12 protein-coding genes are annotated in these 17,297 nt (G+C 69.9%); 5 read left to right on the forward strand and 7 right to left on the reverse strand.

Going from position 1 to position 17,297, the window contains the following annotated elements; all coding sequences use genetic code 11:
• Positions 1–44: 44 nt before the first annotated feature.
• The 6 genes from AC07FA_RS07500 to AC07FA_RS07525 form a co-directional block, all read right to left on the reverse strand.
• On the reverse strand, positions 45–1,649 hold the full coding sequence (locus tag AC07FA_RS07500; protein WP_479073769.1) for a glycoside hydrolase family 13 protein: 1,605 nt from the start codon (positions 1,647–1,649) through the stop codon (positions 45–47).
• A gap of 138 nt (positions 1,650–1,787) precedes the next feature.
• Positions 1,788–2,663 carry a carbohydrate ABC transporter permease gene (locus AC07FA_RS07505; protein ID WP_479073770.1) on the reverse strand — a complete coding sequence of 292 codons (876 nt, stop codon included), beginning with the start codon at positions 2,661–2,663 and terminating at the stop codon, positions 1,788–1,790.
• A gap of 18 nt (positions 2,664–2,681) precedes the next feature.
• Positions 2,682–3,641 carry a carbohydrate ABC transporter permease gene (locus tag AC07FA_RS07510; protein WP_479073771.1) on the reverse strand — a complete coding sequence of 320 codons (960 nt, stop codon included), beginning with the start codon at positions 3,639–3,641 and terminating at the stop codon, positions 2,682–2,684.
• 71 nt (positions 3,642–3,712) lie between these two features.
• Positions 3,713–5,128 (reverse strand): extracellular solute-binding protein, encoded by a 1,416-nt coding sequence (locus AC07FA_RS07515; protein ID WP_479073772.1) that lies wholly within the window; start codon positions 5,126–5,128, stop codon positions 3,713–3,715.
• Between the two features lie 213 nt (positions 5,129–5,341).
• Entirely contained in the window at positions 5,342–6,349 is a 1,008-nt protein-coding gene (locus AC07FA_RS07520; RefSeq protein ID WP_479073773.1) for a LacI family DNA-binding transcriptional regulator, read from the reverse strand.
• A 75-nt stretch (positions 6,350–6,424) separates the two neighbouring features.
• The gene (locus tag AC07FA_RS07525; protein WP_479073774.1) at positions 6,425–10,714 is read right to left on the reverse strand and encodes a discoidin domain-containing protein; all 4,290 of its coding nucleotides are present in this window, start codon (positions 10,712–10,714) and stop codon (positions 6,425–6,427) included.
• A 398-nt stretch (positions 10,715–11,112) separates the two neighbouring features.
• Between AC07FA_RS07525 and AC07FA_RS07530 the strand changes: the two genes are divergently transcribed.
• Together AC07FA_RS07530 and AC07FA_RS07535 are read left to right on the forward strand one after the other, a co-directional pair.
• Positions 11,113–12,348, forward strand: coding sequence for a sensor histidine kinase (locus tag AC07FA_RS07530; RefSeq protein WP_479073775.1), 1,236 nt, complete (start codon positions 11,113–11,115; stop codon positions 12,346–12,348).
• A complete protein-coding gene (locus AC07FA_RS07535; protein ID WP_479073776.1) occupies positions 12,345–13,046 on the forward strand; it encodes a response regulator transcription factor in 702 nt (233 codons plus the stop codon). The genes AC07FA_RS07530 and AC07FA_RS07535 overlap by 4 nt, the downstream gene beginning before the upstream one ends.
• A 26-nt stretch (positions 13,047–13,072) precedes the next feature.
• Here the strand turns inward: AC07FA_RS07535 and AC07FA_RS07540 are convergent, their stop codons facing one another.
• Positions 13,073–13,717: a dihydrofolate reductase family protein gene (locus AC07FA_RS07540; RefSeq protein WP_479073777.1), complete on the reverse strand. Its 645-nt coding sequence runs from the start codon at positions 13,715–13,717 to the stop codon at positions 13,073–13,075.
• A 234-nt stretch (positions 13,718–13,951) separates the two neighbouring features.
• On the opposite strand from AC07FA_RS07540, the gene AC07FA_RS07545 reads away from it, so the two are divergent.
• From AC07FA_RS07545 to AC07FA_RS07555, 3 genes are read left to right on the forward strand one after another with little or no spacing between them, the layout of a single operon-like run.
• A complete protein-coding gene (locus AC07FA_RS07545) occupies positions 13,952–14,905 on the forward strand; it encodes an ATP-binding cassette domain-containing protein (RefSeq protein WP_479073778.1) in 954 nt (317 codons plus the stop codon).
• A complete protein-coding gene (locus tag AC07FA_RS07550) occupies positions 14,902–16,452 on the forward strand; it encodes an ABC transporter permease subunit (protein ID WP_479073779.1) in 1,551 nt (516 codons plus the stop codon). Before AC07FA_RS07545 ends, AC07FA_RS07550 begins: the two co-directional genes overlap by 4 nt.
• A complete protein-coding gene (locus AC07FA_RS07555; RefSeq protein WP_479073780.1) occupies positions 16,449–17,225 on the forward strand; it encodes an ABC transporter permease in 777 nt (258 codons plus the stop codon). The genes AC07FA_RS07550 and AC07FA_RS07555 overlap by 4 nt, the downstream gene beginning before the upstream one ends.
• The last annotated feature ends 72 nt before the right edge of the window (positions 17,226–17,297 follow it).

A 17,297-nucleotide genomic window follows, 5' to 3' on the forward strand; every position in this document is an offset into this window, starting at 1 on the left:
TCATTTCCATGGGGGGCAGGTGGGGGGTGCGGCACGGGGGACGGTCAGGAGCGGAGCCAGACCGCCGTGTCCGGGGGCAGCCGCCCGTCCGTACCGAGCGGACCGCTCCCGAGCAGGAACGTGCGATGCCCGGGGAGCTCGGCAGGCAGCGGGGAGAGGTTGACCACGCAGATCAGGCCTTCGGCCCGGCTGAACGCCAGCACGCCTTCCGCGGCGGGCAGCCAGTGGAGCGGACCGTCACCGAACCCGGCTTCGGTACGGCGCAGCAGCAGGGCCTCCCGGTAGAGCGCGAGCATCGAGGAGGGGTCGAGGAGCTGCCGGTCGGCCGCGTAGCGGGCCCAGCCCCCGGGCTGCGGCAGCCACGGCTCGGCCCCGGCGCCGAACCCGGCGTGCGGGGCGTTCGCGGTCCATGGCAGCGGTACGCGGCAGCCGTCGCGCCCCGGGTCGGTTCCGCCGGAGCGGAAGTGCATCGGGTCCTGGATGCGGTCGAGGGGGATGTCGGCCTCGGGCAGGCCCAGTTCCTCTCCCTGGTACACGTAGACGGAGCCGGGCAGGGCGAGGGTGAGCAGGGCGGCGGCGCGGGCGCGCCGCGTGCCGAGCCCGAGGTCCGTGGGGGTCCCGAAGGCCTTCGTGGCGAAGTCGAAGCCGGTGTCCCGCCGGCCGTAGCGGGTGACGGTCCTGGTGACGTCGTGGTTGCACAGCACCCACGTCGCGGGGGCGCCGACCGGGGCGTGTTCGGCCAGTGTGTCGTCGATGGCGCGGCGCAGCCGGTCCGGGTCCCAGGGGCAGGCGAGGAAAGTGAAGTTGAAGGCGGTGTGCAGTTCGTCGGGGCGGAGGTAGCGGGCGAAGCGCTCGGAGTCCGGCAGCCAGACCTCGCCGACGAAGACGGCCCCGTACGCGTCGGCGACGGTGCGCCAGGAGCGGTAGATGTCGTGCAGTTCGTCCTGGTCGATGTACGGGTGGGGGTCGACGCCCTCCTCGAAGTCGGCGAGCTCCGGGTCCTTGGCGAGCAGTGCGGCCGAGTCGATCCGTACGCCGGCGACTCCGCGCTCGAACCAGAAGCGGAGCACGTCCTCGTGCTCCTGGCGGACCGCCGGGTGGGCCCAGTTGAGGTCGGGCTGCTCGGGGGCGAAGAGGTGGAGATACCACTCGCCGTCCTCGGCCCGGGTCCAGGTCTGCCCGGAGAACTGGGAGGGCCAGTTGTTGGGCGGGAGTTCGCCGTGCTCGCCCCGGCCCGGGCGGAAGTGGAACAGCTCGCGCTCGGGGCTGCCGGGTCCGGCGGCCAGGGCGGCCTGGAACCAGGGGTGCTGGTCGGACACGTGGTTGGGGACGATGTCGACGATCACCCGGATGCCGTGCCCGCGGGCTTCGGCGATGAGCTTCTCGGCCTCGGCGAGCGTACCGAAGGCGGGGTCGATGGTGCGGTAGTCGGCCACGTCGTAGCCGCCGTCGACGAGGGGCGAGAGGTACCAGGGGGTGAACCAGAGCGCGTCGACGCCGAGTTCGGCGAGGTAGGGCAGTCTCGCCCGGACGCCCGCGAGGTCCCCCGTGCCGTCTCCGTCGCCGTCGGCGAAGCTGCGTGGGTAGACCTGGTAGATGACGGCGCCGCGCCACCAGTCGTCGGTGCGATGCGAGTGAGGGGCTGCCACGTGACGGTCCTTTCGGGCAGTGCCGGGCCACGCCGCCGGCCCCCGACAGCGAGGCGTCGAGGCGGGACCGGCGGCGGAGGCTGGGTGGGGCGGACGGTGGAGGGGAGGGGGCCGGGAGGCGGGCCCGCGCGGGCTGTGTCAGCCCTTCAGGCTCCCCGCGGTGAGACCGCTCATGATGTTGCGCTGGAAGAGGACGAACAGCAGGAGGGTGGGGAGGGAGGCGATGGCCAGAGCGGCGATCAGGACGTTCTCGGGCACTCCGTTGGACAGCGAGTAGATGCCGACGTTGAGTGTCTGCGCCGCCGGGTCGGGGAGCGTGAGCATCGGCCAGAGGAAGTCCTTCCAGACCCCCACGACGGCGAAGATGGACACGACGCCGAGAATCGGCCGGGAGATGGGCACCACGACCGACCACAGGGTGCGCATCGGGGAGGCGCCGTCGAGGGAGGCGGCGTCGAGGAGTTCTTTGGGGATGGAGTCGAAGAAGCGCTTCAGCAGGAAGATGTTGAAGGCGTTCGCGACGGAGGGCAGCCAGATCGCCCAGGGCGAGTTCAGCAGGTTGCGCTGCACGATCGGCATGTCGAGCACCGTCAGGTACTGCGGCACGACCAGGACGGTCGCCGGGATCATCAGGGTCGCCAGCATCATGCCGAGGACGGCCTTGCCCAGGACGGGCCGGAGTCTGGAGAGCGAGTAGGCCGCCGCGACGTCGAGCACGAGCTGGAAGGCGAGGGCGCCGAACGCGTAGTACATCGTGTTGAACAGCAGCCCGGAGAGGTCCATGACCTCCCAGGCCTGCGCGTAGTTCTGCGGTTCGAAGCTGTGCGGCACCAGCGTCGGCGGGGTCTGGACGGCCTCCTGGGTGCTCTTCAGGCCGCCGGAGAACATCCAGTAGAGGGGCCCGAGAAAGACCAGCGTGAAGACTCCGACAACCAGGGTGAAGGTCACCCGGTAGAGCAGCTTTCCGCGCGGTCTGGCGAGTTGGGCGGGTGAGATGAGCGTGCGTGTGGACATTGGTGGTCTCCCCCGGTCCTATTCCTCGTCGGTGCGGCTGAACTTCGCGTACGCGGCCGAGAATCCGGCCAGCAGTACGAGCAGGACCAGGCCGAGCGCCGCCGCGGCGCCGTAGTTGTTGAAGTTGAAGGCGTACTGGTAGATGAGGTAGACGACCGTGGTCGTCGAGCCTTCCGGGCCCGCGCCGCCGGTCAGCAGGAAGGGTTCGACGAACACCTGCATCGTGGCGATGATCTGCATGAGCAGCATGAGCAGGAGGATGAGCCGGGTCTGCGGAATGGTGACGTGCCAGATCTTGCGCAGCAGTCCGGCTCCGTCCAGCTCCGCCGCCTCGTACAGCTCGCCGGGTATGCCCTGGAGTGCCGCGAGGTAGATGAGCGCCGCGCCGCCCATGTTCATCCAGGTCGAGGCGACGACGACGGAGAGCATGGAGAGGTCCGGGTCCTGGAGCCACTGCTGCTCGGGCAGGTGGAGCAGCCGGAACACTTCGTTGAGCAGGCCGTATCCGGGGTCGTAGAGGTACTTGAAGAGGAGGACGGAGGCGACCGGGGGCAGCATGACGGGCAGATAGACCAGGAGCCGCAGATATCCCTTGCCCTGCCGGAGCTCGTTGATGACGATCGCGACGACGAACGGGACGACGAAGCCGAGGAGCAGCGCGAGGAGCGTGAAGAGCAGGGTGTTGCGCCATGCCTGCCAGATGGCGGGGTCGTTGAAGACGGTGGTGAAGTTGGACCAGCCGGCCCAGCTGGTCCGTCCGTCCTCGGTCTTCTGGAAGGCCAGGAGGAACTCCCTGACCATCGGGTACCACGAGAAGAACGCGAAGCAGACGACCGCGCCGATCAGGAAGGCGTGCGCGGTCAGGTTGCGGCGCAGCGCCTGGGCGAGCGAGCCGCGGGCCGGCTTCCCGCCGGTGTCCTGTCCGGGGGTCCGGCGGGGTTGCTTCGTGGGGGCCGTGGAGAGGGTGGGGGCCGACATCGTCGCTCCTTGGTGCGGTGCGCTGGAGGGAAGACGGTCACGGGGGCCGGTCGGACCCGGCCCCCGTGGGGTCACTGGCCGGCCAGGACCTGGTTGACCTGTGCCTCGGCGGTGGCGAGCAGTTTGCCGATGTCGGCGTTCTTGTTGGTGAGGATGCCGGACATGACGTTGTCGAGGACCTTGTAGACCTCCTGGGCCTTCGGCGGCTCGGCCTTGCCGGCGACGGGGTTGTCCATGAAGGGCTTGAAGTTGGCGACCGGCATGGTGGCGTGCTCCACGCGTGCGGCGTCGTCCTTGGTCTTGGACTCGTTCAGCCAGAAGTTGGGCTGCGGGATACCGACCGGCAGGCCGTCCGCCTTGGTACGCGCCCAGTCGAACTGGCCCTTGGCGACGGTGAGGTTCTTGAAGTTCAGCCAGGCGATCGCGGCCTTGATCCGGTCTCCGGAGATCCCCTTCTTGATCATGTAGTTGTTGCCGCCGGCCAGGGTGTTCTTCTCGCCGGGGATCGGCCCCATCCCGAAGTTCTCGTACTTCGCGCCGAGTTGCTGGACCATGTACGCGATGTCGTCGGGTGCGGCGAGGAACATGCCGAGCTTGTCGGTGGCGATCTGCTTCTGCAGGTCGCCCCACTTGAGCAGCTGCGTCTTGCCCATGCTCTCGTCCTGCCAGCGCATGGCGTGGAGGTTCTCGGCGACCTGCTTGCCGGTCTCGTTGTTGAACGCCGCCTTCGTACCGCTCGCGTCGACGACCTCTCCGCCGACGCTGTACATCTGGGCGGTGAAGTGCCAGCCGCCGGTGTTGCCCGCGCTGTACTCGCCGAAGCCCGCGATGCCCTTGCCCAGGCCCGCGATCTTCTTCGCCGCGGCGCGGACCTCCTCCCAGGTGCGCGGCGGGGCGTCGGGGTCGAGACCCGCGTCCCTGAACAGCTTGCGGTTGATCAGCAGGCCCATCGTGTAGTTGCTGGTGGGCAGGCCGTAGAGCTTGCCGTCCTGCTTCAGCGAGCCGAGGACGCCCGGATCGATGTCCTTCAGCAGGGGCACGCTCTTGTCGTTGACGTACGCGGTGATGTCCGCGGCGCCGTCGTTGTCGAGCACCTGCGGCAGGTCGGTGAAGTAGGTGTAGAACACGTCCGGCTGCGACTTGGCCTTGAGCATCGCGGTGAAGCGCGGCGGCTCCAGGCACTGGCCCGCCGTGGAGCGGCCCTCGATGGTGACGTTCGGATACGTCTTGTTGAACGCGGCGACGTCCTCCTTCCACTCCTTGAGCTCGGCCGCCTTCGCCGTGGACGGCATGCAGTCGATCGTGATGGTCACCTTGGTCTTGGGGTCCAGCGGGGCGGCGGGGTCGGACGACCCGCCGCCTTCGGAACCCCCGCTGCCGTTGCCACTGCTGCTCGTGCCGCAGGCGGCGAGCGCGGTGAGCGTGAGCGCGGAGACGAGGGTGACCGCGCCGGCGCGGCGCGTACGACGGAACCGGGCAGTTCTCATGGGTGGTCCCCTTCGGGCATGAACGTGGAGGTCGCCCCACCGCCGATGCGTCTTGGGGGCGCGGCACACTCAACCATCACCCCTAGATGAACGCAATATCTCGCGCTGATTTCGTAAAAGATTGACAGTACCCTGCACAGGGCCGGACGCACCGAGGGCCCCGTCCGGCGGACGGGGCCCTCGAAACGACAGGGACAGGATGCTGTCCCTGAACTACCGGGGTGCTTGCGCCGTCGAGCCGCGCACCACGAGCTCCGGCTCGAACAGCAGCTCTCCGGGGTGCACTTCACCGCCCTGGATCTGGGCGCACAGCAGCTCGACAGCGGCACGCCCCATCGCCTCGATGGGCTGACGGACCGTGGTGAGCGGGGGCTCGGTGCAGTTCATGAAAGCGGAGTCGTCGTAGCCCACGACGGAGACCTCGCCGGGTACGGCCAGCCCGCGCCGGCGGGCCGCCCTGACGGCCCCCAGGGCGAGTGGGTCGCTGGCGCAGATGATGCCCGTGACCCCCCGGTCGAGGAGCCGCGAGGCCGCCGCGTGGCCGCCCTCCAGGGAGAACATCGTGCGCTCGACGAACGCGTCGGGCAGCTCCCCGCCCGACGCCTCGGCCGCCTGCCGGGCGGCCACGAGCTTGCGGCGGGAGGGGATGTGGTCCCCGGGGCCGAGGACCAGGCCGATGTGACGGTGCCCGAGGGACTCCAGGTGCCGCCACGCCTGCTCGACGGCGACGGCGTCGTCGCAGGAGATGCAGGGGAAGTCCAGGCCCTCTATGGGGGCGTTGACGAGCACCACCGGGATCTTCCGCTCGGCGAGCAGGCGGTAGTGGTCGTGCGGGGCGTCGGCCTGGGCGAAGAGGCCGCCGGCGAAGACGACGCCCGACACCTGCTGCTGCAGCAGCAGCTCGACGTAGTCGGCCTCGGAGACCCCGCCCTTGGTCTGGGTGCACAGGACCGGCGTCAGACCCTGCTGCGCCAGCGAGCCGCCGATCACCTCGGCGAAGGCGGGGAAGATCGGGTTCTGCAGCTCGGGCAGGACCAGCCCCACGAGCCGCGCGCGCTCACCCCGGAGCTGGGTCGGCCGCTCGTAGCCGAGCACGTCCAGCGCCGTGAGCACGGACCGCCGCGTGCCCTCGGAGACCCCGGGCTTGCCATTGAGGACCCGGCTGACCGTGGCCTCGCTGACCCCCACCTTCTTGGCTACTTGAGCAAGTCGTCGCGTCATACACGCAAGACTAGCGCAAGCCACGCAAGCGGCTTGCGCTAGTCCGCGTTTCCGGCCCGGTCCCGGCGGCGGGCCCTACGGGTTGATGTTGATCTTGAAGGTGGACGTGGTGTTGCGGATGTCCACCGCGTTGCCGCTCAGATCGAGCCCGTTGAACGTCACCTCACCCACGGCCGGCCCCTGCCCGGACTCGGGCATCTCGTTCGCCCACAAGCCGAATCCCGACTTCTCGTTGTACGCGTCCCCGCTCTTGCGGGCGCCCGAGACGGAGATGTCGGTGAACACCGTGTCCTTGATCGGGAACTGGGGCTGCCCACCGCTGTAGTTCGTCTGGAACATGATCCCGCTGTACGTCGGATCGACGATGTCCACGTGGTTCACCCGTATCCCCTGGAAGACCTTCGAGGCCGAGAACACCCAGATCCCCGGGAAGGTCTGGGACCCCCAGAAGTGACCGCCCGCGCGCACGATCGAGACGTTCTCGAAGAGCGTCGGCTCGGTTCCGAAGCCGTTCATCGGGTAGCCGAAGTCGAGCGAGGAGATCGTGATCCCGGAGTAGACGAGCGTGTCCGCGATGTGGATGTTGCGGAAGGTGTTGCCGTAGCCGCCGTACACGGCCACGCCCGCGGCCCGCCAGGTCAGGATGGTGGTCAGGTTCTCGTAGACGTTGTCCGTCATGTCCGCGCCGCCCGCGTCGATCGCCGAGAAGAGCGCGAAACTGTCGTCGCCGGTGGCCCGCGCCTCGTTGTTCGTCACGAGGTTGTCCGTCGACCCGTTGGTCATGTTGACGCCGTCGGCGAACATGTTGCGGATGCGCGAGTCCTTGATCGTGATCCGGTCGGTGTTGGCGCCCCAGTAGAGGCACACCATGTGTTCGTTCCAGATGTTGTCGATCTCGATGTCGCTGACGTTCGCGAAGTCGAAGACCTTCCCCGGACCGTCGATCCTTGAGGTGTAGTTGCCGAAGTAGGCGAAGTCGCGGAAGGAGGACCCCTTCGCGGTCCCGTCGGCCCGGAAGCCGATGTCGGTGTTGTCCTGGGTGGAGGGTGCGCGGAACTTCGTGTACCAGGGACCGGCGCCGACGACCTGGACGGCCTTCCCGTACACCTGGAACTTGCTCGCCGTCTGGTAGTCGCCCGGCGGCAGATAGACGCCCACGAGCGTGCCCGTGGTGTCCATCCGTACCTTGTCCAGGGCGTTCTGGACGTCCTGGTGGGTGAAGCCGGCGGGCACGGTGTAGCGCGCGGGGTCCGGGCTGGCGACGGGTGCGACCTGCTCCAGGCTGACGAAGTCGATCGCGTACGTGGAGGTGTTCGCGGCGTCCTTCTGGAGCCGGATCCTGCTCCCCGCCGGAACCGTCTCGCCGAGCATGAGGTGTGCCTCGTCATAGATGTGGCGCGGGGCACCCGCTGCCGGGGAGTTGCCGGGCGAGGCTTCGGCGCCGTACAGCCAGGCGTACTTCGACGTCAGCGGCAGCGCCTTCTTCATCACTCCGTCCACGTAGACGTTGATCGTGGAGTCGATGCCTCCGCCGGCCGGGGCGTCGGGGAGGGAGAAGCGGGTGACCAGGGTGTTGGTGGAGGCCCTGGTGGTGAACTCCACGTACTCCCCCGTCGCGTCGAGGTTGACCGCCTTGCGGCCGGACGCCTCGCCCGCGATGTCTCCGACGGTCCTGTTGGGACCGACGACCTGGGCGCCGCCACCGGCGGTGCCGTCCTCCGCCTCGTACATGTCGTACGGCATGTGGGCGCCCCTGCCGACGAAGAGGGGCTGGGTGGAGGTGTTGTTCCCGCGCTTGACCGGCAGCTCGGCCGCGTCGTCCGCGATCACGACCTTGACGGTGTACGAACCGTTGACGGCGGTCCAGGTTCCGAGGTTCACCGGGGCGGTGGTCGCGCCCTCCGCGATCGTGCCGGTGTACGTACCCGTCAGCGTCCTGACGACGTTCCGCTGCTCGTCGATGACGGTCAGGGTGATGCCGTGGCCGCCGCCCGCCGAGGCCAGGGTGCCCTGGTTCCTGAGGGCGACGCGGAAGGTCACGCTGTCACCGGCGGCCGGGCTCGACGGGGTGGTCGTCACCGCCGACGCGACGAGGTCGGAGCTGGAGACGGGCTTCACGACGAGCGGGTCGGGGCGGGTGAAGGTGTTGTTCGACTCGTTCTGCTCGATGACGGCGCCCGCCTCGTCGGCGACCGCGCTCAGTTGGTAGGACCCGGCGTCCCTGACTCCTATGGACGCGCTCACCGTGGTCTGCGCGCCGGCGGCGAGTGCGCCGACCTGTGCGGTGACGACCTTGGTGCCGCCGAGGCGCAGCGCGACGGCGCTGGCCGGCGCGGCGGTCGGGCCACTGTTGCGGACGGTGGCGTTCACCGTGATCGCGTCGGACTCGACGGGCGCCGCGGGCGAGGTGGTCAGGGCGCTGACTTCGAGGTCCGGGTTGGCCGCGGGCACGCCGATGACCTGGAACTCGGCGAGTTGTCCGGCCGACGAGCCGGAGTTGGCGGTGAACCTCAGCTGTACGTCGGCGACGCGTGCGGTCATGGGGACGATGACCGTGTTCCCGCCGGCCGGGTCGAAGGTGTAGCTCTTGGCGGCGACGACGCCGCTGAAGCCGGACGCGTTCTGCTCCCGGCCGAGGACCTCGACGGTCTGGGTGCGGGTGGCCCAGGCGGTGTCCGGGCTGAGCTTGAGGATGACGCGCGTGAGGTCGGCGTTGGCGCCCAGTTTTACGGTGAGCGTGTTCGGATAGCTGCCCGCCGCGCCCTCCCAGTAGGTGTTCACGCTGTTGTCGTTGGCGTTCGCCGCGACGTAGGTGTGGATCACGGAGGAGGCGCTGATCGGCTTGCCCACCGCGAGGTTGGAGCCCGCGCCGCCGCTGCCGTTACGGGTGACGGAGTTGCTGTTGGCCGACTGGTTGCCCGCGGCGTCCCTGGCCCGGACGTAGTACGTCACGGTCTGGTCGGCGGACCGGTTGTCCGTGTACGTCGTGACGCTTCCGCCGACCGTGGTCAGCAGCGTGTTGTCGGCGTAGACGTCGTAACCGGTGACCCCGGTGTCGTCCGATGACGCGTTCCACGTCAGCCTGACCTGACCGCTCGACGGCTCGGTGAACGCGAGGTTCGCCGGCGCGGTCGGGGCCTGGGTGTCCCCCGTGTCGGCGCGGCGGGTGACGGAGTTGCTGTTGGCCGACTGGTTGCCCGCGGCGTCCCTGGCCCGGACGTAGTACGTCACGGTCTGGTCGGCGGACCGGTTGTCCGTGTACGTCGTGACGCTTCCGCCGACCGTGGTCAGCAGCGTGTTGTCGGCGTAGACGTCGTAACCGGTGACCCCGGTGTCGTCCGATGACGCGTTCCACGTCAGCTTGATCTGACCGCTCGACGGCTCGGTGAACGCGAGGTTCGCCGGCGCGGTCGGGGCCTGGGTGTCCCCCGTCTGCGGACCGTAGATCTCCAACTCGGACACCTGGGCCCCGGGTTGGACGCTGTTGGCCGTGACCAGGACGCGGACGTACCGGGTGGTGGCGGCGTCGAAGGTGATCGTCGCGGACTGCTGGCCGGCCGCGTCGAAGGTGTACGCCTTGGAGGCGGTCAGGTCGGTGAAGTCGGTGCCGTTCGTGCTGCCCTGGATCTTCAGGGTCTGGCTGCGGGGGCCCCAGCCGTCGGGCAGCCGCAGGACGACCCGGTCGACGCGTACTGATGCGCCGAGGTCGGCCTGTATCCACTGGGGGAACGCGTTGTTGGCGCTCTCCCAGTAGGTGGCCCGGTTGCCGTCGTTGGCGTTGCCCGCCGTGTAGACCTCGGTGTGGCTGCGGGCGGTCAGCGTGCGTCCGGCCGCGAGGTTGACCGAGGACGCGCCGGCGGCGCGCACCTCGAGTTCGGAGAGCTGGGCGGACCGCATGCGGCTGTTGGCGGTGATGTCGATGCGTACGAACCGCGCCTGGGCGGCCGGGAAGGCCACCGTGACCGTGTTGGCCTCGCCCGGGCTGAAGGTGTAGGAGGCGGAGTTCTTGAGGGTCGCGAAACTGGTCCCGTCGGCGCTGCCCTGGACGGAGAGGGTCTGGCTGCGGCTCTCCCAGCCCGCGGGCAGCTTGAGCACGACCTCGTCCACACGCTTCGACGCGCCGAGATCGGTCTGGACCCACTGCGGCAGGGTCGTGCCCCCGCTCTGCCAGTACGTGCCCTGGTTGCCGTCGGTGATGTTGGCCGCGCCGTTGCCGCTGTGCGAACTGTGGGCGGCGGCCGTTCGTCCGACGGCGATGTTGGGACCGTCGGCCGCCGAGGCGGACAGCGCGGGCCAGCCGAGCGTCAGAAGACTTGTCACGATCGCGGCGCACAGGCCGCGCGATCGTCGGCGTTGCGTTCTCATCTGTCTCCGATCTTCGGCCTCCCCACCCTGACGGTGACGAGGCGCGGCTCTGTCGGTGCGGTGGATGAAACCGGGCTCTCCAGCAAAGATCTTCATCTTTTGCGTTGAGCGATCAGAGAGTTGCAGAGAACTGCTACATCGTCTACGTTCCGCGCATCGGCCCGACCCCCGCCAAGCGGGGCGGTGCAGCAGCCACTCCCCCCGAACTGCGGCTTTCGAGCGGCTTGCGCAATCACGTAATTTTTTGCGGCGCGCGTGCAGCGCCGCACCGAGCCGCCGATGGCCGATCCGCTGATCGCTCCCTCGTACGAGCGACGCGCCTGTCCCTCGTACGAGCGAGTACTGATCCCTGTTCCGGGGGACGACCGCGCCGAGGGCCCGCTGCCATAATGATCCGCGTGAACCGTGCGACTGCCTGGCGCGACAGTTGGGCCGGGCCTGCGCGGCGGGCCGCGGAACTCCCGCGCGACGCCGTGTTCGTCTCGTCGCTGTGCGTTCTCGCCGTCGCCGAGTCGCTCGCCGAGTTCGTCGCCCGCCGCGGCTCCATCCCCCGCATGTTCGCGGACACCACCCAGAGCGGCAGCGGCACAAGCATCCAACTCGCCATGGTGGTCGGACTGTTGTGCCTGTGCACCGCGCCGCCGCTGGCGCTCCTTCGGCCCGTCCTCGCCGGGTTCACGGTGACCGCCGCGAGCTTCGGCTCGCTCACGGTCTTCCATACGCTGACGCTGGCGGGCTGCGCCGCCCAGCTCGTGGCCCAGTACCGGCTCGGCCGCCAGGGGCATGTCCTGGCGGCGACGCTCTTCACCGCACCGCTCCTCGCGCTCGCCCTCCTCGCCGGTTCGCCGGACGCCGGCTACCGGGTGCGCGTGGTGCTCCTCGCCTCGTTGGCGCCCATGGCCGCCTTCGCCGGCCTTGCCCGGCGCTCCGGCAGCAGGGAGCGGGAACACGACGCCGTACGCGAGGTCATGGCCGGCACCCAGTGGGAGAACGCCGCCAAGGCGGAACGCGCCCGCATCGTCCGCGAGTTGCACGACGTGGTGGGTCACCACATCTCCATGATCGCTGTCCAGGCCGAGACCGCTCGCGTGGCCACGACCGGCATGCCCGCCCAGGGCCGCGAGCGGCTGCTCGGCATCGGCGACACCGCCCGTGCCGCCCTCACCGAGATGCGCCGTCTGCTCGGCGTACTGCGGGACGACACCGGGGCCGACACCACGGGCGAGCGACGACCGCAGCCCGGCCTGACGCAGTTGGACGACCTGCTCGACGAGGCCCGCGAGGCCTCCACGGCCACCATCCGCCTCATCCTCAGCGGAGACCCCCGCCCCCTGGGACCAGGAGTCGAGCTCGCCGCCTACCGCATCGTCCAGGAGTCCCTCACCAACGCCCGCAAGCACGCCAGAGGCGCCCCGGTCGACGTGGAACTCCACTACGCCAACGACGCCCTGCACCTCAGCGTCCGCGACAGCGGTCCCGGGCCGCCGGCCGTGACCGCGGACGGGGGACACGGCCTGCTCGGCATGCGGGAACGGGTCGCAGCGGTCGGTGGACTCCTGCGCACAGGTCCGGCGGACTTCGGGGGATTCGTCGTCGAAGCCTGTTTCCCCGCCACGACAGAACGGGCCCCATGAGCTTCCCGCCCCCACCGATCCGCGTCGTCATCGCGGACGACCACCTGGTCGTCCGTACCGGATTCGCCGCGCTCCTCGATTCCCAGCCGGAATTCACCATCGTCCAGACCGCCACCACCGGCGTCGAAGCGGTCCGCGTCTGCCGTGAGGCGGCCCCGGACGTCGTCCTCATGGACATCCGCATGCCCGAGATGGACGGCATCGAGGCCACCCGGCAGCTCGTCGGCGACGCGCCCGGCGGGGTGGGGGCCCCACGCGTCCTCATCCTCACGACGTTCGACCTGGACGAGTACGTCTACGACGCACTGCGCGCCGGAGCCAGCGGCTTCCTGCTCAAGGACGCCACCGCCGAGCGGCTCTTCGACGCCGTGCGCGTCATCGCCGCCGGCGACGCCCTGCTCGACCCCGGGATCACCCGTCGGCTGATCGGTGAGTTCGCGCGACTGCCCGCCAAGGCGGAGGTCCAGCCGCCACCGGGCCTGAGGACGCTGACAGCACGCGAGACCGAGGTGCTGCTGCTCGTCGCCGACGGGCTGTCCAACGGGGAGATCGCCGCCCGGCTCGTCGTCACCGAGGAGACGGTGAAGTCACACGTCAGCCGCACCCTGACCAAGTTGGGCCTGCGGGACCGCACCCAGGCCGTGATCGCCGCGTACGAAACGGGACTTGTCGTCCCGGGCACCCGCAGAACCACCTAAGCCGTCTCCCCGGGCGGCACAGCCTGTCACTTTCGCCAGAACAGGTGGTGCGTCACGCCGCTCGGGCTGGGCACGACTTCGCGTTCGAACCGGTCGAGCAGCTCGTCCGAGGACTCCCAGAGTCGCAGTCCGGATGCGAGCCGCACCGGCGAGACCGCCACATGCAGGGTGTCGACGAGGTCCGCGTCCAGGAACTGCCGGATGGTGGTCACCCCGCCGCCGAGCCGGACGTCCTTGCCCTGCGCCGCCTCCCGCGCCTGCTCGAGAACCACGGCCGGAGATCCGTCGACGAAGTGGAACGTGGTGTCGGAGAGCGTGAACGAAGGACGCTTGTGGTGCGTCATGACGAATACGGGGGTGCGGAACGGGGGCTCGTCACCCCACCAGCCGCGCCACTCGTAGTCGTTCCAGGGCCCACGCTGGGGCCCGAATTTGTTGCGGCCCATGATCTCGGCGCCGATGTTGCGTGCGTAGTCCCGTGTGAAGTGGTCGTCGAGGCCCCGGCTCCCCCCGGGGTCGGTACGCATGGGCCAGCTCGCCGTGGCGCCGGCCCAGGCGAACAGCTCCCCGGGATCGACGTGGCCGAAGGGGTGCTCGAAACTCTGGTCCTCACCGGCACCGATCCCGTCACTGGAGACGTTGAAGTTCTGAACTCTCAGCAGTTGAGGCACGTGATTCTCCTGATGTTGTCGACAACGGGGTAAGACTCTCCGAGCGGCGGAAACTCATCGCCATGTCCAGCCCCGGGGGGCGGCGTGCGTACGCGGTCCGCACGTCATCCTCACGTGGCAGGCCGATCCCTCCTCCGGGGGAGGGGCTGCCCGCTCCCTCCCTCCCGCGAGCACCCTGGAGTTGCGCTCCTCACCGTGACGACCGGTGCCCCTCCTTCTCCCTAGCCTTCTTCCATGGAGAAGACGATCGATGGATCGCGGGCGACGATCGAGGTCAGGGACGTCTACAAGCGCTTCGGCGGCACTCAGGCACTGGACGGCATGTCGTTCGTCGTCAGACCGGGGCAGATCACCGGTTTCGTCGGCCCGAACGGGGCGGGGAAGTCCACGACGATGCGCGTCATCCTCGGCCTGGACGCCCCGGACCAGGGGACGACGCTGGTCGGCGGGCGCCCGTACCGGACGCTGCGTACCCCCCTCAAGCACGTCGGCGCGCTGCTCGACGCGGCTGCCGTGCAGCCGGGCAGGGCGGCCCGCCATCATCTGCTGTGGCTGGCCCACTCGCAGGGCCTCGGTTCCGCAGCCGTCGACGAGGTGATCCGAAGGGTGGGTCTCCAGGACGTGGCACGGCGCAGGGCGGGCGGCTTCTCCCTGGGGATGCGGCAGCGGCTGGGCATCGCGGCGGCACTCCTCGGTGACCCGCCGATGCTGATGCTGGACGAGCCGTTCAACGGTCTGGACCCCGAGGGCTTCATGTGGATGCGGGGTTTCCTGGCCTCGCTCGCCGAGCAGGGCCGCGCCGTGCTGGTGTCCAGTCATCTGATGAGCGAACTGGAGGACTCCGCCGACCACGTGATCGTCGTCGGGCGCGGCAAGGTCGTCGCCGACACGAGTGTGCGCGAGCTGCTCGCCTCCGTCTCCGAGGGACGCGTCACGCTGCGCACGTCGGCTCGTACACGGGCGATGGCGGTGCTCGCACGGGCCGGTGCCACGGTGACGTCCACGGGAAGCGACACGATCGGCGTCACCGGCCTGCCGGCCGAGGACATCGTCTCCGTGCTCGGCGCGAACACGGTGCCGTTCTCGGAAGTGTCCTCGCACCGCGCCTCCTTGGAAGAGGCGTACATGGAACTCACCCGGGACGCCGTGCAGTACCGCGGGGCCGTCGCCGAGGAGGCCGGACGATGACCACCACACTCTCGCCGCCACCGGCCGCCGGCCGGCCGCGACGGGGCGGCTTCGGACGCGTACTGCACGCGGAGTGGACGAAGTTCCGGACGGTGCGCGGCTGGGTGCTCGGCACGGTCGGTTCGCTTCTGGTCATCTGCCTGGTCGGACTGCTCGCCACGGCAGCGGGCAACGAGGGGGGCACGAACGCCTCGAAGCTGCCTGTCGGCCCCGGTGGCGAGGCGGTCAACGACGCCTTCTACTTCATGCACCAGCCACTGAGGGGAGACGGCGCCCTCACGGTCTCCGTGTCCTCGCTGACGGGTCGCGTCGCGTCGACGCCCACGGAGAACAGGCCCGGTCTCGCGCCCTGGGCGAAGGCCGGAATCATCCTGAAGGACTCCCTCGAACCGGGGTCCTCATACGCGTCGGTGATGGTCACCGGTGACCACGGCGTGCGGATGCAGCACGACTTTACGCACGACACGGCAGGGCTGCCCGGCCCGGTGCCCGCGAACGCGCCGCGCTGGCTCCGGCTGCAGCGGTCCGGCGACACCGTCACCGGCTACCAGTCGGCGGACGGCAGTACGTGGACCGAGGTGGGCACCGCGCATCTCACCGGACTCTCGCGGTCGCCGCAGGTCGGACTGTTCGTGGCCTCGCCGTCGGTGACGGAGGAGACCGGTACGGGAACGGGGTTCAACCCCGCCGTCGCCACGGGCACGTTCGGAGCCCCCGCCCTGACCGGCCGGTGGAGCGGCGACGCCTGGCAGGAACGGCAGGTCGGCGGTGGCGCGGGCACGAGCGGAAGCTACAGCCGGTCGACGAAGGGCGAGGTGGTTCCCTCCGGCACGGGCTACCGCATCACCGGGGCCGGGGACATCGCGCCGGTGGTCGGCGGACCGGCCGCGAGCGGCGTGCGCCTCGTCTCGGACTTCCTCGTCGGCGCGTTCGCGGGGCTGATCATGATGGTGGTCGTGGCCGCGGGGTACATGACCGTCGAGTACCGGCGAGGACTGATCGGCGCCAGCTTCGCGGCCAGTCCGCGCAGAGGGCGCGTGCTGGCGGCGAAGGCCCTCGTGGTGGGCTGCGCGGCCTTCCTCGTCGGCTCGGTCGCGGCCGCTGTCATGGTGCCCTTCGCAGGAGCGCGGTCCCTCGCGAACGGCTTCCCCGTCCTGACCGTGCCGTCGGCGACCGAGCTGCGGGTCATCGCGGGAACAGGCCTTCTGCTCGCGGCGGCCGGCGTGTTCGCGCTGGCCCTCGGAGCCGTTCTGCGTCGCAGCGCCGTGGCCATCACCCTGGTGGTCGTCGGCATGGTGCTGCCCTATCTGCTCGCCACCGCGTCCGTCCTGCCCCCGTCGGCGTCGGACTGGCTCCTGAAGGTCACACCGGCCGCCGGGTTCGCCATCCAGCAGAGTGTCGAGCGGTACGACCAGGTCGTCACCGTCTATTCGCCCGCGCACGGCTATTTCCCGCTGACGCCGTGGGCGGGCCTGGCCGTCCTGTGCGCGTACGCCGCTCTGGCGTACGCCGCTGCCTGGGCCCTGATCCGCCGGAGGGACGTATGAGGTACGCGGGACGCGCGGAGTGGACCAAGCTGCGGACGGACTCCGGCAACGGCTGGTTGCTGCTCGGCTTCGTGGCCCTGACCCTGGCGGTCGGCGCCGCGGTGGCGATGACCTCCCGCTGTGACGCGGTGGGCTGCGGGCAGGACCCCACGAAGCTCAGCCTCACCGGCGTCGTGCTCGGCCAGGTGGTCGTCGCGATCGTCGCCGTGCTGATGGCCGGCAACGAATACGGCACCGGGATGATGCGGACCACGATCGCGGCGGTGCCGCGCCGGCTGACGGTCCTCTTCTCGAAGGCGGCGGTGCTCAGCGCCGTCGTGCTGGTGACGGGCACCATCGGCGTCCTCGGGTCCCTGCTGGCCGGCGGGACGGTGCAGCCGGGCCGCGGCTTCACCGAGGCGCACGGGTACGACGCGATGTCACTGGCCGACGCCCCGACCCTGCGCGCCGCTGCCGGTTCCGTCCTGTACCTGGTCCTGGTCGGGCTGCTCAGCCTCGGCATCGCCCTGATGGTGCGGAGCTCGACGGCGGCCATCGGGATCGTCCTGGGGCTGCTCTTCTTCCTCCCGGTCCTCACCCAGGTGATCAGCGACCCGGACTGGCAGCGGCACCTCCAGCAGTTCGCCCCCATGCCGGCCGGTCTCTCCGTGCAGACGACCGTCCGCGTGGACGAGCTCCCCATCGGCCCCTGGGAGGGCCTCGGCGTGCTGGCCCTCTGGGCCGTCGGCGCGCTCACCGCGGGCGGCGCGCTGCTGCGCTCCCGGGACGCCTGACGCACCGGCCGGCCCGCACACCCGCCATGCACGCACTTGTTTGTAAGCAGCCAGAATCGAGCAGTTATTGAC

Source organism: Streptomyces sp. NPDC045968 (assembly GCF_056430475.1).

What these genes read in the sequence shown, in the direction of transcription:
- AC07FA_RS07545 (WP_479073778.1), top strand. Translation starts at nt 13,952, where the DNA reads ATGGAGAAGACGATCGATGGATCGCGGGCGACGATCGAGGTCAGGGAC.
- AC07FA_RS07525 (WP_479073774.1), bottom strand. Translation starts at nt 10,714, where the DNA reads ATGAGAACGCAACGCCGACGATCGCGCGGCCTGTGCGCCGCGATCGTG.
- AC07FA_RS07510 (WP_479073771.1), bottom strand. Translation starts at nt 3,641, where the DNA reads ATGTCGGCCCCCACCCTCTCCACGGCCCCCACGAAGCAACCCCGCCGG.
- AC07FA_RS07505 (WP_479073770.1), bottom strand. Translation starts at nt 2,663, where the DNA reads ATGTCCACACGCACGCTCATCTCACCCGCCCAACTCGCCAGACCGCGC.
- AC07FA_RS07555 (WP_479073780.1), top strand. Translation starts at nt 16,449, where the DNA reads ATGAGGTACGCGGGACGCGCGGAGTGGACCAAGCTGCGGACGGACTCC.
- AC07FA_RS07515 (WP_479073772.1), bottom strand. Translation starts at nt 5,128, where the DNA reads ATGAGAACTGCCCGGTTCCGTCGTACGCGCCGCGCCGGCGCGGTCACC.
- AC07FA_RS07535 (WP_479073776.1), top strand. Translation starts at nt 12,345, where the DNA reads ATGAGCTTCCCGCCCCCACCGATCCGCGTCGTCATCGCGGACGACCAC.
- AC07FA_RS07520 (WP_479073773.1), bottom strand. Translation starts at nt 6,349, where the DNA reads ATGACGCGACGACTTGCTCAAGTAGCCAAGAAGGTGGGGGTCAGCGAG.
- AC07FA_RS07550 (WP_479073779.1), top strand. Translation starts at nt 14,902, where the DNA reads ATGACCACCACACTCTCGCCGCCACCGGCCGCCGGCCGGCCGCGACGG.